At 36.0% G+C, this 14,558-nt stretch carries 13 protein-coding genes; 12 read left to right on the forward strand and 1 reads right to left on the reverse strand.

The window, feature by feature from the left end; genetic code table 11:
• The first annotated feature begins 95 nt into the window (after window positions 1-95).
• The 10 genes from QNH24_RS10370 to QNH24_RS10415 all read left to right on the forward strand — a co-directional run bounded on the left by QNH24_RS10370 (window position 96) and on the right by QNH24_RS10415 (window position 10,988).
• Window positions 96-1,541 carry a tetratricopeptide repeat-containing diguanylate cyclase gene (locus QNH24_RS10370; RefSeq protein ID WP_283872019.1) on the forward strand — a complete coding sequence of 482 codons (1,446 nt, stop codon included), beginning with the start codon at window positions 96-98 and terminating at the stop codon, window positions 1,539-1,541.
• Window positions 1,542-1,774: 233 nt separating this feature from the next.
• Complete coding sequence (locus tag QNH24_RS10375; protein WP_283872020.1) at window positions 1,775-2,419, forward strand: TetR/AcrR family transcriptional regulator; 645 nt, start codon at window positions 1,775-1,777, stop codon at window positions 2,417-2,419.
• Window positions 2,420-2,471: 52 nt separating this feature from the next.
• A complete protein-coding gene (locus tag QNH24_RS10380; RefSeq protein WP_283872021.1) occupies window positions 2,472-4,793 on the forward strand; it encodes an ABC transporter permease in 2,322 nt (773 codons plus the stop codon).
• A 3-nt stretch (window positions 4,794-4,796) separates the two neighbouring features.
• Window positions 4,797-5,555: an ABC transporter ATP-binding protein gene (locus QNH24_RS10385; protein ID WP_283872022.1), complete on the forward strand. Its 759-nt coding sequence runs from the start codon at window positions 4,797-4,799 to the stop codon at window positions 5,553-5,555.
• 139 nt (window positions 5,556-5,694) lie between these two features.
• Window positions 5,695-6,210 carry a sigma-70 family RNA polymerase sigma factor gene (locus tag QNH24_RS10390; RefSeq protein WP_283872023.1) on the forward strand — a complete coding sequence of 172 codons (516 nt, stop codon included), beginning with the start codon at window positions 5,695-5,697 and terminating at the stop codon, window positions 6,208-6,210.
• Window positions 6,197-6,874 carry a TIGR04104 family putative zinc finger protein gene (locus QNH24_RS10395; protein WP_283872025.1) on the forward strand — a complete coding sequence of 226 codons (678 nt, stop codon included), beginning with the start codon at window positions 6,197-6,199 and terminating at the stop codon, window positions 6,872-6,874. The genes QNH24_RS10390 and QNH24_RS10395 overlap by 14 nt, the downstream gene beginning before the upstream one ends.
• A gap of 37 nt (window positions 6,875-6,911) precedes the next feature.
• Window positions 6,912-7,832 carry an ABC transporter ATP-binding protein gene (locus QNH24_RS10400; protein WP_283872027.1) on the forward strand — a complete coding sequence of 307 codons (921 nt, stop codon included), beginning with the start codon at window positions 6,912-6,914 and terminating at the stop codon, window positions 7,830-7,832.
• Window positions 7,829-8,563, forward strand: coding sequence for an ABC transporter permease (locus QNH24_RS10405; protein ID WP_283872028.1), 735 nt, complete (start codon window positions 7,829-7,831; stop codon window positions 8,561-8,563). Before QNH24_RS10400 ends, QNH24_RS10405 begins: the two co-directional genes overlap by 4 nt.
• Window positions 8,564-8,842: 279 nt before the next feature.
• Complete coding sequence (locus tag QNH24_RS10410) at window positions 8,843-9,400, forward strand: biotin transporter BioY (protein WP_283872029.1); 558 nt, start codon at window positions 8,843-8,845, stop codon at window positions 9,398-9,400.
• 13 nt (window positions 9,401-9,413) lie between these two features.
• Complete coding sequence (locus tag QNH24_RS10415) at window positions 9,414-10,988, forward strand: amidohydrolase (protein ID WP_283872031.1); 1,575 nt, start codon at window positions 9,414-9,416, stop codon at window positions 10,986-10,988.
• A 109-nt stretch (window positions 10,989-11,097) separates the two neighbouring features.
• On the opposite strand, the gene QNH24_RS10420 is transcribed toward QNH24_RS10415, so the two are convergent.
• Window positions 11,098-11,322 carry a hypothetical protein gene (locus tag QNH24_RS10420; RefSeq protein ID WP_283872033.1) on the reverse strand — a complete coding sequence of 75 codons (225 nt, stop codon included), beginning with the start codon at window positions 11,320-11,322 and terminating at the stop codon, window positions 11,098-11,100.
• A gap of 246 nt (window positions 11,323-11,568) precedes the next feature.
• Here QNH24_RS10420 and QNH24_RS10425 point away from each other — a divergent pair, with 246 nt between their 5' ends.
• Window positions 11,569-13,341: a glycerophosphodiester phosphodiesterase gene (locus tag QNH24_RS10425; RefSeq protein ID WP_283872035.1), complete on the forward strand. Its 1,773-nt coding sequence runs from the start codon at window positions 11,569-11,571 to the stop codon at window positions 13,339-13,341.
• Between the two features lie 127 nt (window positions 13,342-13,468).
• Window positions 13,469-14,416: a stalk domain-containing protein gene (locus QNH24_RS10430; RefSeq protein WP_283872036.1), complete on the forward strand. Its 948-nt coding sequence runs from the start codon at window positions 13,469-13,471 to the stop codon at window positions 14,414-14,416.
• The last annotated feature ends 142 nt before the right edge of the window (window positions 14,417-14,558 follow it).

Below are 14,558 nucleotides of genomic sequence, written 5' to 3' on the forward strand. Positions count from 1 at the left end.
CATTAATTTGAAAATAAATGAGTCCAAAGAATTGTAATATTTTATTTGTCGGGGTAGTATTAAAGGTATAAGGGGTTTAAATGAGGAGGGGCGGTATGAATACACAGGAGTTTGAAGAACTATGGATTACGCTAAATGAATTATATAATGCGAATCGCTTTTTAGAATATATCGAATTAAGTAGTGCCGCAATCGAAAGTGCTATTATGCTAGAGATGTATGATAAAGCAATCCTTTTATTACGGTATCGCTGTGCCAGTTATTTTCAAACAGGTGATTTGCAGGTTTCCATCAGTGTGCTTGAGCAATATCGTGAATTAACCTTTCAATACGGCAATGACATTGATGTAATTCACTATTATATTTTAGCGGCCATCTATTGGGGGACATTTGGTCATTTAAAAAAATCTGAGGAGCTTATGCTAAAGGGACTTAAAATTGCTGAACGCATTCAACATGTAGAAAGTATGGGAAAAATTTATAATAATCTAAGTGATTTAGAAATTGCATTAGGAAGCTATCAAACAGCAAAAGAATTCGCATTAAAGAGCTTATATTATGCAAATGCTTTTGAGACAAAGCATGACAATCCGTATACAGGAATTATCCACCCTAAAATAAACTTAGCCGTCGCGCAAATTTGGCTAGAAGAATTTGAAAAAGCACATGAAGTCTTACAAGAGCTACTCACGACTATTCAGAAACCTCCATATTCCAAAGTACAGTTGGAGATTATGAATGCCAATGCTTTACTTTATGAAAGACAGGGTCGTATTGGAGAGGCCATCGATTTATATCAAAAATCAAAGCACTATGCCCTCCAAAATAATGATCTTGCTTTACTACAAACCATTTACGATTCTTTAGTGAAGCTAATTGAGGAACAGGGGAATAAAGTAGTATTGTGTGCGATTCAGAAGGAATATATTAATATTTTGCTAGAAATCCAACGGGAAAATTATACACATGTGTTATTTGAAATGGAGTATAATGACGAGAAAAAGCAACTAGAAAAATCCTCTTATATTGACCCATTAACGAATATCTATAATCGACGTTATTTTGATGAGAACGCAGAAAAGATGGTGCAGAAAGCTGCAGCTAAAAAACAGCAGTTAGCATTAATGATGGTTGATTTAGATCATTTTAAAGCCATTAATGATAGGAATGGTCATTTGTTTGGTGATGATGCATTAACCATTACAGCTACAACATTAAAGGAATTTTTCCAACCCTTTGAATCAATCGTTGCGCGTTTTGGAGGAGATGAATTTATTGTTCTTAGTCAAATAAAGGTGGGGGAATCTGCCCAAACATTGGCAGAAAATCTCTATAAAAAATTAGCATCTTTATCTTTAGTCATAAAAGATAAAGCGATTCATTTAGCGTTTAGTATTGGCGTGAGCACCAATAACAAGGGGCAGGTAACAAAAGTCGATGAGCTTATTCATCAGGCTGATACCGCCCTCTATGCCTCAAAACGCAATGGTCGCAATCAAATTACTGTTTTTAAACAACATATTGATATTGGAAATGATTGATAAAAATAAGGTATTTTTTTGAAATGTAAGCGCTATCTATAAATTTAAAATCTGTTTGTTTTCACGGGATACACGCTGAGGGCTTACAGATTTTTTTTGTTGTCTGCTGCAATGGAAAGCCTCTTTAAAAATTGTTTTTAATTTTTCTGTAGAAGATATTGCCAATGAAATCAGTTGTATGCTACTATGAAATTAAATAGACAGACAGTCGGTCTATTGAAAGGGGTTATTTCATGAGAACGATAAAAAAAGCACAAGAACGTAGAAATGAAATTCTTGATGCAGCAGAGGAGCTATTTAACCAGAAGGGCTTTGATGGTACTAGTACAAACGATATTCTTGAGAAGGTCGGAATTGCACGAGGAACACTGTATTATCACTTTAAGTCAAAAGAGGATATTATGGACGCATTAATTGATCGAATGACAGACACGATTTTAGAGGCGGCAAAAGAAATTGGCGCAAATAAAAGTATTCCAGTTAATGAGCGAATGATTCGAGTTGTAATGGCTTTGAATATTAGCGGGGGAAACGGCAAGGAAATCATGGAGCATATTCACAAACCTCAGAATGCGTTGATGCACCAAAAAATTCAAAAAATCATTTTCAACAATGTGCCATCTATTCTGGCGGATATCATTCGTGAAGGCATTGAGCAGGGATTATTTAACACACTATATCCGTACGAATGCATGGAAATGATAGTGGCCTATACGAATACCGTTTTTGATGATGATATGGTTCATTTAACAGATGAAGAACGCACTTCACGAATAGTGGCGTTAGTATTCAATGTAGAGAGACTGCTAGGTGTAGAAAATGGAAGTCTTATGTATATGATGAAGATGTTTGCCAATGGAAATGAGAACAGTGAATAATAATTCTTTTGCGCAGGGCATTCTTCTGTAAATCAAATAAAAGAGGTGACATATGTATTACAGAATTATCCGTAATGATATGGCAAAAAGCAAGTTAATATCATTGACTACAATCATATTTGTGACTGCTGCGGCATTGCTTGTTTCCCTTTCGGCCATATTAATGGTGAATCTTTCAGGTGCGATAGATACGCTTATGAAGCAATCGAAAACACCGCATTTCCTGCAGATGCATTCAGGCGAAATTAATTGGGATAGATTGGAGAACTTCGCAAACAATAATAGCAATGTCGAAGAATTTCAGGTGCTTGAATTTCTCAATGTGGATGGAGCACATATCGTTATTGATGGGACATCGCTTGCAGGTAATGTTCAGGACAATGGCTTCTCGACCCAAAGTGAAAAATTTGATTATCTCCTGGATCTTGAAGGACAGGTGATAGAAGTTGCAGATGGAGAGATATATGTACCAGTAGGCTATATGAAGGATGGAACGGCAAACATTGGGGATACGATTGTTCTAGACAATAAGAAGAAATTCATCGTTGCAGGTTTTCTTCGTGATTCACAGATGAATTCGTTACTGGCCTCATCAAAGAGGTTTTTGGTGAGTGAGCATGATTATGCAGCAATAAAGAGTTTCGGAAGTACAGAATATTTAATTGAGTTTAGATTAAAGGATATGTCTGAGATAAGCACATTCGAAACGGCATACACTTCCGCAGGACTTGAAGCAAATGGTCCGACAATTACATATCCACTTTTCAAAATGTTGAATGCCATTTCCGATGGGTTAATGATAGCAGTCATACTTCTAATAAGTGTTCTTGTCGTAACAATCACATTTATGTGTATACGATTTACGCTGCTTGCAAAAATTGAGGATGATTACCGAGAAATAGGTGTTATGAAAGCCATAGGGCTACGTGCTTCAGATATTAAAAAGATTTATCTCGCAAAATACGCAGTGATTGCAGCAGTTGGTTGTTTACTAGGCTTTGCTCTGACCTTTATTTTCAAGGGTATGCTTCTTGAAAATATAAGGCTTTATATGGGAGTGAATGAAAATAGATTTTTGGCTTTATTAGTTGGAGTAATTGGCGTGTTTCTTGTGTTTTTTGTAATGATAGCCTATGTGAGTTATGTACTGAGACGTTTTCGAAAAATCTCTGCAGTGGAGGCTCTACGTTTTGGTTTTTCACACGGAAAATCCTCTGGCGCAAAGGGCTTTTATCTGAGCAAAAATAGACTACTAAATACGAATCTATTTTTAGGGATAAAGGATGTTCTTTCAAGAAAAAGTCTTTACATGACCATGCTTATGGTACTTGTAATGTCAACATTTATCATCATCGTTCCACAAAATCTATACAACACGATTTCCTCTAAAAGCTTCATCACCTATATGGGAGTAGGGAGCAGTGATTTGCGTATAGATATTCAGCAGACAGACAATATTCCAAAAAAAGCTGCTGAAATTGTAACAGCATTGGCCAGGGACAGCGCAATTTCTAAATATGCTGTGCTTTCGACCAAGTCTTTCAATGTGAAGACAACCAATGGCTCTGAGGAAAGTATAAAAATTGAGCTTGGTGACCACTCGATTTTCCCGCTTAGGTATGCAGAAGGGAAGGCACCTGTTTCACAAGATGAAATTGCGCTGTCAGTCATGAACGCTGAGGAATTAGGAAAAAAAGTCGGGGATCACATGACACTGTTAGTCGATGGGAAGGAGAGAAACCTCATCGTATCTGGAACCTATTCTGATATTACGAACGGTGGTAAAACCGCAAAGGCGGCTTTCACTAACAGACAGGCAGATACAATGTGGAGTGTAATTTATATTGAGCTTAATGATAAAACATTGATTGATGCGAAAATTTCTGAGTATACAGAAAGCTTTCAATTTGCAAAGATTTCGGGCATTGACGATTATATTAAACAGACGTTTGGTTCAACAATAGGCTCTATTGGAAAGGCGTCCTCTTTGTCAGTTATCATAGCCTTAATTTTATCGATCTTAGTGACATTATTATTTATGAAAATGCTGATTGCAAAAGACAGATACTCAATCGCTATTATGAAGTCTTTGGGCTTTACAAATAAGGATATAACCATCCAATATATGGCTCGCTCATTATTTGTCCTCATTGTAGGTATTGTTCTAGGAACACTTTTAGCTAATACGCTTGGCGAGCTACTTGCAAGTGCAGTCATTGCTTCATTTGGAGCATCATCATTTACATTCGTTGTCAATCCACTTTCTGCCTATTTATTATGTCCATTGGTGATGGGGTGTACTGTCCTAGTAGCAACGGTTATCAGTACAGTTAGTGCAGGTCAGATAAAAATAACTGATAATATAAAGGAGTAGATTATGCAGAAGATTATTATTGCTGAAAAGATCATGAAATCTTTTAGCGTAGGGAATGAAAGACATCCTGTTCTTAAGGATGTGTCTGTTGACATAAATGAGGGTGAATTCGTTTCAATTATGGGTCCATCAGGGTCAGGAAAATCAACATTGTTGTACGCACTAAGCGGTATGGATCATATTGATAGCGGGAAGGTTACTTTTAATGGCAGTGATTTGTCAGTCTTTAATGATAAGGAGCTTGCTGACATACGTAGAACAAAAATGGGTTTTATTTTTCAACAGCCAACTTTGCTCAAAAATTTAAATATTCTAGATAATATTATTCTACCTGCCATGCGAGATAATCGAAAAAACAATGAGAATATTATCAAACAGGCTAAAGCTATAATGACAAGAGTTGGGATTGCAGAATTGGAAAAACGTGATATTACACAGGTTTCAGGCGGGCAGCTTCAAAGAGCAGGCATATGCCGTGCGCTAATGAGTAATCCAACCATCATCTTCGGTGATGAACCAACAGGAGCTCTTAACTCCAAATCTGCACAGGAAATCATGAACATTATTTCTGAAATAAATGCAGAAGGAACTGCTGTTATGCTTGTGACGCATGACCCAAAGGTTGCTGCTAGAACAGAGCGAATCCTGTTTATGTGTGATGGAATGATTGTGAGTGAGATGCATCTAGAAAAGTTCACTAACACAAATATGGATGATAGAACGAATAAAGTGACAGCAAAAATGCGAGAAATAGGAATCTAATTATTTTATTAGACCCTCAAATGTAACTAACCCGTAATGAATCATTACGGGTTGTTTTTATGGAGAAAAAAATTTTAAAAATATGAATCGGAATTGAATTGACATCCGTCAGTAGTTTAGAAAGAAGGTGAGGGCAACAATGGATATAGAAAAGATTATCGAGGTGCACGGTGACTATTTACTAAAGGTTGCTTATCTATATGTGAAAAATACAGCAACAGCTGAGGACATTGTGCAGGATGTATTGATTGCCTTTTATCAAAAGCAGGAGCAGTTTCGCCAGGAATCATCATTACGTACATATTTAGTGAAAATGACGGTCAATCGGAGCCACGATTATTTAAGAAGCTGGAAAAGTAAACGATTAACACTGCTAGAAAAAATAACTGGACGAACAACAGCAGTCACACCTGAAAAGGAATTTCTTGCTAAGTCAACAAAGCGAGAGCTAGTGGAAGCGTTGTTTACCTTATCAGTTGCCTATAGAGAGGTTCTGATTCTTTATTATTTTGAAGAAATGACGACTGTGGAAATTGCACAGCTCGTATGTTGTCCTGAGGCAACAATCCGAACACGCTTGCAACGTGCTAGAAAACAGCTAGCAGCAGCAATGGGAGATTATGATTGGGAGGTGTTACGCCATGAATCGATTTAAAGAAGATATGCTAAAAGAACTTCAAGAGGTAAAGCTTACAGCTGAAAAAAAACAGGCGATTGCCCAAAAAGCACGTCATAAAAGTATACGAAGAAGCAGTCCTTGGCAATATCGTGTTGTACTTACAACGTTTACGGTTTTTGTGATTTCCTTTGTGTTTTTATTATCAAATAAAAAGGATCAACAACTAGGAAGTCAACAAGCCACAAATATACAGCAGGAAACATGGAGTATTTTGGGTTTGCTAGATAATGACTTTGTAAAAGGTATCTTGATATTTAGTATTTTTCAATTATTAGCTCTTTTTTTAAGGAGATATTTAAAAAAGAAAAAATATGGTTTACCGGTGTGTATTCAATGTGGTGAATCATGGTCAAAAAAACAAGCTCACATGCTTTTTTGGAAAAATAATGCTAAACCAATTACATGTAAACATTGTGGAAAAAAACAGTATCGTACCAACAAATCGATGCAATTAAATGGATTAGTACAGCTACCATTAATTCAGCTTTTATTTTTAGTAAATTTTAATTTTAACAATATTTTAGTTGGCATAGCCTTTTATGTATTAAGCATCCCTGTATATCACTTTATACTATCCCCATATATATTTGCTTTACAAGAAAATGATCCGATGAAAGAGCCTCAAAAACCACTTTGGTAAAAAATTTTTAAAAAGAATTTATGAAAGGGGAATTGATATGGAAACGGTTATACAGATAGAAAATTTAAAAAAATCTTTTGGTGCCTTTGAAGCTATTCAAGATTTAACATTTAGCATTCGAAAAGGAGAGATTTTTGGCATAATTGGTCCAAATGGGGCTGGAAAAACGACAACAATTGAAATTATAGAGGGTTTGCAGGAATGTTCATCTGGCAAAGTAACAGTTCTTGGCTATGATCCTTGGAAAGATGCGAAAAAATTGAAGGAAAACATTGGTGTAATGTTTCAACATACAAATTTACAGTCAAAAATTAAAGTAGGTGAGGCTATTGAACTATTTGCCTCATTTTATCCTCGTCAGATTGATACAACACTTGCACTGGAAAATTTAAATTTGGAACCTTTTCGTCATACGTATTTTAAAAATTTATCTGGAGGATGGAAACAAAAATTACTTTTAACTTTAGCAACTTTGCATTCACCATCAATAGTTTTTCTAGATGAACCAAGTACAGGGCTAGATCCAAAATCCAGAAGAGAACTATGGAAAATGATTGTTTCACTAAGAGATGCTGGAACAACAATTGTCTTGACGACACATTATATGGAAGAGGCGGAACAGCTTTGTGATCGGATAGCAATAATGAATCATGGCTCTGTAGTTGGGTTAGATACCCCTCAAAAACTTATTCAAAGCCTGAACAAAGATAAATCAATATTGATAGCATGTAAACAATTGGATATAGCATTGGTTCAAAAGATAGCAGGTGTCTCAAGAGTCGTATCAAAAAATAATCTACTTCAAATTTTCACAGATAATATAGAATGGACGACATTTGAGCTTTTCAAATTAATTAGTACTGAAGGCTTGATAGTAGATGATTTTCGATTTAGTACGGGTTCATTAGATGATTTATTTGTCAAATTACCTCAGCTGCAAGAGGAGATGATGTCGTGAAGGCAATTCACATATTAACTTTAATTGAATTGAAATTATTTTTTAGAGATTTACAATCGTTAATTTGGACTTTTATTTTTCCCTTTGTCATGATTTATTTTTTAGGACTTTTATTTGGTAATTCTGCTGTGGGTGAAATAGACTATAAAACTTTATTAATTCCAAATATGATAGCACTATGTCTGTTAAGTACAGCTTTATTTACATTAGGTACTCGAATTGTTAGCTATAAAGAATCTCAGTTACTGAAGACTTATCAAATAACACCATTACATTCTATTCGAATCATTCTTTCTTTTTGTTTATTAGGAGTAATTATTTCCCTTTTTAGCGTTATTATTGCTTGTGTTAGTGGTCATTTCATTTACAATTTACAACCACCCATTTATCTAATAGCAGTAATTTTTTCTTTAATGTTAAGTATGGTAACGTTATTCTCGTTTGGAATTTTAGTAACAGGCATTAGCTCCACAATGCAAGGAGCGGCTGGCATAAGTGTTTTAGCTTTAAACTTACAAACTTTTTTATCTGGTGGAGTAATACCTTATCAAATTTTGCCTCTACCTCTAAAAATTGTGGCAAAAGCTTTACCATTACACTATGTAAATGACATATTAATATTTGCTTGGACAGGTCAATCAGTCAATTCTATATGGTTAAATATAATAATTCTAATAGGAATGGCTTTCGTATTTTTTATTCTATCAATACGTTGTTTTAGATGGACTTAAAAAATTTTATAAGGGTGAGTGTTTATGAATTCTAAAAAAATAAGTAAAAAGAAAATGTGGATAATTATAGGTTTTGTACAAGGAACTATTCTCTTGATGCTATTACTATATTTAAGTGGGTATTTATAAATTTATTGTAAAGAAATTGCTAGCTCAACATTGTAATCTCATTTTTTATAGCTATTTTTCAAAATGGATTGACAACGGTTTTCATTTGCTTTAATCTTTGTGTTAACTTATTTTATGTTGTAGTTAACGCACAAGGGGAGGCAATTTAGTGTGAAAAAGAGTAGTACATATCAATACGTATTAACAGCATTTGGAGCTGCTATTGTTTCAGTTTTGGCACAAATCAGTATTCCAATCCCATTATCACCTGTACCTATTACTGGGCAGACACTTGCTATTGGCTTAGTTGTAACAATCCTCGGGACAAGACTGGGCACATTATCAGTGCTATTATATATTTTAATTGGAGCGACAGGTTTACCGGTTTATAGTAATTTTTCTGGCGGCCCTAGCATTCTCTTTGGTCCTACTGGTGGCTATATTGTCGGCTTTTTACCAACAGCTATCATCATGGGGCTTTATTTAAAGAAATTTGGTCTTACAATTCCACATGCGATTGCGTCAAATGTAATAGGGATGGTTATAACTTTAGCATTTGGTACGGTATGGTTGAAATTCGCAATGAATCTTTCTTGGATGGGAGCATTTATGTCAGGTGCAGCGCCATTTATTATTCTAGGTCTAGCAAAAGCAGTACTTGCTGCATGGGTTGGCGTTATTGTTCGACGCCGCTTAGAATCTGCTCGTTTAATTGAAGCAACCGCATAGGAGGCGAATTGTTTTGGCAACGTTATGGACAGGCGGGAAAATTTACACGATGGCGAAAGTTGGCGAAACAGTTGAAGCTGTCCTTGTCAAGGATGGAAAAATAGTGGCGACAGGCTCAGTCGATAGTCTGTCGCCACATGCTACTTCTATTCAGGATTTACAAGGAAATGTCATGTATCCAGGGTTTATGGACAGTCATTTACATATAATTGGATATGGGGAAAAATTAAAGCATATTGATGTATCGAACGTCACCAATAAGGATGAGCTACTTTCTATTATTGGTGAGAGAATGAAAAGTGCCTCAAGGGATGAATGGGTTATTGCCATCGGGTTGAATGAAACTCAGTTTGATAAACCTATTTTTCCAACCCTGATGGAAATCGATGCACTAGGTGAAGCACATCTTATTATAAAGCGTAGCTGTCATCATTTAATTTTAGCCAATTCTAAGGCACTTGCTTTTGCGGGTATTACCAATGAAACGCCTTCACCCAAGGGCGGCATTATAGAGAAAGTAGAAGGACAGCTAACTGGTGTATTAAAGGATACAGCTTTATATATGATTGTAAACAACATGCCTCATATCACACCCAGCTATATTGAGGATGCACTGAAAAAGGCTGTAGCATCACTACTATCATTCGGTTTAGTAGGCGGTCATTCAGAGGATTTAAGCTATTATGGACCACCAATGCAACCCATTCAAGCGTTTCGAAAGGTTGTAGACGCTCAACAATCGTTTAAGGTGCATTTATTGCAGCATCATACAGTATTTGAGGAAGTCGCTAAAATGCGAGAGACATCATCACCTTATATGGAATTTGGTGCTATGAAAATTTTTATTGATGGTGCCTTTGGTGGACGCACAGCTGCACTTCGCAAGCCTTACTGTGATGAACCCAATAATAGTGGTATGCTTGTTCATTCCATGGAGCAGTTAAAGTACTATGTTCAACTTGCACGTCAGCATGGACAAACTGTGGCCGTTCATGCGATTGGAGATTTAGCCATTGAAACGATTTTAGCGGTATTCAAGGACTATCCGCCACCACAAGGGCAGGTAGACCGTGTTATTCATTGTAGCTTAGTAGATGACGATATTTTAGTAAAACTAGCCTCCTTACCTGTTGCAGTGGATATGCAGCCGCAATTTGTGCAGGGAGAGTTTCAAGCAGAGCTAGCTAGACTGGGTGAACAGCGAGTACTAGGATTGCATCCGTTAAAATCGCTTTTAGAGCGGGGATTAATTGTCGCAGGGGGCAGTGATGCTCCGATTGAAGTGCCAAATCCATTGCATGGTATTTATGCAGCGGTGACAAGACGAAATTTCGGTGAGACACATAACGGCTATAATGCTCATGAGAAGATTACACGCCATGAGGCAGTGCACCTTTACACTATTGGAGCTGCGCAAATAATAGGCCAGGACCATTTTCGTGGTAAGATTGAAGAAGGCTATACTGCAGATTTTACCATTTTTGAGGAGGATTTATTGAGTATTGACATTGAAAAATTACCGCATGTAAAAGTGGTCTACACGGTTGTTGATGGCCGTATTGTTTACGCAAATCGCTGTGAGGGTTAATCCTGACAGCGATTTTTTATTGTTTTAGAAATGATTTTCGTTATAGTTTTCTGTAATTTATTGGGCGATGATATCTCACCTCTTTTTCTAGCTTCAAGAGGTGGGCGCCTTATTGCCTGTTTGTGCGGGATAGCTTGTCAAGTTGTTGTTCGAGGTTTTGTACACGCTTTGTTAGTGCTTCTACTTGTTGCTGTAATGTCTGCTGTGGGGGCAGAGGGGTAGTAGCTTTCATTTTCTTAATCATATGAATCATGACAAAAAATATAGCTAGGAACATAACAAGAACTATACTCGTACTAACAATATCCCCAAGATTAAAACTCTTCTGTGTCATTATTACCAAACCCCCTTAGATTCTTCTCCATTATAGTATTTACTGGATGACCTATCTAAAAGTTTCAAGAAAATTGCCCAATACTATAAATACACAAATCTTAAGCATCTTTCTGGCATATGATATGAGACAAATTCAAATTCATTTCTATTGATTAACGTAATTTTGCAAATTGAGCATATTATATAGGAACATGTGTAGTAAGCAAAAATGGGGAATACGGTAGTATGGACTGGGGTGATTTAAATGCAAAGAGCTGGACAAGTAATGCGACATGCTATCTACAATATATATCATTATCGCTTTGATTATATACAGGTTTTCGCGCTTATTCGGTTATGTCAGTTTTTATTCTTTTTACCTGTGTCAACGATTGTCTTCAAACTAATGCTGCGGGTAACAGGTTATACGCATATTACTGAGCAAAATATTCAAAGCTTTATTTCACATCCCTTTGTTATTTTGATGTTATGTTTGGTAATAATGGTATTTTTGCTTTTTATTTATTATGAAATGGGCTTTCTTTTTTTAATGGCCTTTTACCAACAAAGAGGCATTCGATACCGATTTCTAACCATGTGGCAGCGATTAAATCGAAAGGTTTTTTCTTTTTTTAGTGTGCAAATACTTTTTTTTATTGTTTATCTTGTTCTGTTATTACCATTGGCTTCGTTTATGTTACCTTTAACATTAACTCAAGCAATTACTATACCACGTTTTTTGATGGAAGAGATTATGAGTACTCATGAGGGCAGACTAATCTATGCAGCCGTTGCTAGTTTTTTAGTTATCGTAGGCATCCGTAGTATATTAACATTACCGATTTTTACAATCCAACCCAAAATTTCTATTTTCCAATCATTGATCCAGAGCTGGCGTTTCTCAAAACGCGGTCTGTTTGAAATCCTCGTTTTATTAGCTATGCTTTTAACTGGTCATTTACTAGCCCTAGTAGGAATTACGATTATCGGTACGTTGCCATTGTATATTTTGGAGCGTTTTATGCCGAGTATGGCGCTTATTACAGCAGGGATGACATTGGCATTTTTAGAAATGGTTTTTGTCGTGTTATTCACTTTACTGCAAGCAACCTATTCACAGGTAATGGTGGCTATTACCTTTAATACATCTGTTTTAGGCAAGTTTTCGCATGTGCCGAAGTTTAAGAAAAGGCGTTTAAAACCACTGTCATTTATTGTATTTTCTGTTTTTATTGCTTTAAGTGTGATGAACACCATCTCTTTAGAGAAAAGCGTCTATGCACCCGATACTAAAATCATTGCTCATCGAGGCTACACAGCAGGCAATGTGGAAAATACAATCAGTGGTCTTGTTAGTGCAGCTAGTGCTGGAGCAGACTTAATCGAAATTGATATTCAACAAACTGTTGATGGGGAGTTTGTGGTCTTTCATGATCGAACTTTAAGAAGATTAGCAGGGAAAAATGGTGTGATTGCCAATATGACACTCGGCGAATTAAAAACGCTGAAGATTCATGCAAATGGTTTTAGCGATAAAATTTCCTCTCTGGATGATTTTATTGAGATTGCAAAGGCTTTAAACGTTTCATTGTTAATTGAGTTCAAGATACATGGAAAGGAAACAGAAGATGCTCTGCCCAAATTAGTAGAAAAGCTTCGGGCTTATAAGGTACTTGATTCATATTATGTGCAATCCTCTGATCCACAAATGATGACTCAATTAAAAAAATTGGCCCCAAATTTACGTGTAGGTATAGTCTATGCTTTAAATATTGGACCAATGGTTGAAACAGTAGACTTTATAGCTCTTGAGGAATCTTGGGTGACAGCTGAGCTAATTGCTGATTTGAAGCAACAGAAAATTGATTTATTTGTATGGACGTTAAACAAGGATCGTTCTTTGCATGAATTTATTGAGAAAAATGTCAACGGTGTGATTACTGATCATCCCGATGTCGCCTTGGATATCCGAACAAAGCAGAGCGAGCATCAATACTTTTTACAGCGTGTTCTAAATAGACTTCAATTTATATTTTAAATAGCATCCTAAATGAATATGGAGGAAGCATTTTAGGATAACTGTCAAATAAAATATAGAGCTGTAACCTTTTTCATTTGAATACGACTACTTTTATGAATTCGAAATGATGAAGGAGATGCTTTTTATGAAAATGAAGAAAGTCGTACCATTTGCGATGACAGCTTTATTAATCGGGAGCGCATTCGGTGTTCCATCCGCATTCGCAAACGAAGAAGAAGCAGCTGTGACAAAAGCAGCTAATAATAAGGAGCAAAATCCACAAGTTCAGCCTATTTTTATTAAAGTAGCTGGCACTGTAGAAAATGTTGAAACTCATAATAAAGCGACATATTATACGGTGAAAGATGGCGAAAATATAAATGTTTTTGTGGTCACAGACGATACATTAGTATTTGATAATACGGGTAAAGAGGTAAAGCTTCAAAAGGGTGATAAAGTAACGGCTTATACGTATGCCAATAAGCCGATGATTATGATTTATCCGCCTCAATATAACCCAGAGGCAATCATTGTGGAAACAAAAGAAATGGGAAGTGTTGAGCTTGATTTTTTCAATAAAGATTTAGTCAATACAAATAACACATTAAAGCTTAATATTGGTGAACAGACAAAATTACTTAGCCTATCTGGTAAAGAAGTAGAAGTAGCTGATTTAGCTGAGCAACATTTACTAGTGTTTTATACCATCGCAACAATGAGCATTCCAGCTCAAACACCACCTTCAAAAGTGGTTGTAATAGATACAATTACTGAAAAGCCAGGTGAGGTTGATCCTGAAGAAGGGAAGCCATCTGAATCTGCTGTACAAGAAATTATTAATAAAGATTTTTATGAAGTAGATGGTACAAAAATGGTACCATTACGCTTAATTGCTGAAGAGTTAGGCTTTATTGTAGAATCAACAGGAAAAGGCGCAATTGTTTCTAAAGGTGCACGATCTTATACAATTACGCGAGGTCAAAAAGAATATGGTTATAATAAGGCAATTCGTCACTTTGAAGCGGCACCAGCTTTATTAGAGCCAACAAAAACCTATGTTCCACTTGAATTTGTGGAAGAATTAATGAAATAACAACTATGTTCCCTCCATAGCAGCTAGCTATGGAGGGTTTTTATCTTCTCTTAAAATTAATTTTCAATAAATTATTTTGGACAATAAACAAAAGAAATAGCATGTTTTTGGTTATATTCAAAATAGTAATAATAATCTGATA

Origin of the sequence: Lysinibacillus pakistanensis (assembly GCF_030123245.1) — a bacterium.
Classification (GTDB): Bacteria; Bacillota; Bacilli; order Bacillales_A; family Planococcaceae; genus Lysinibacillus; species Lysinibacillus pakistanensis.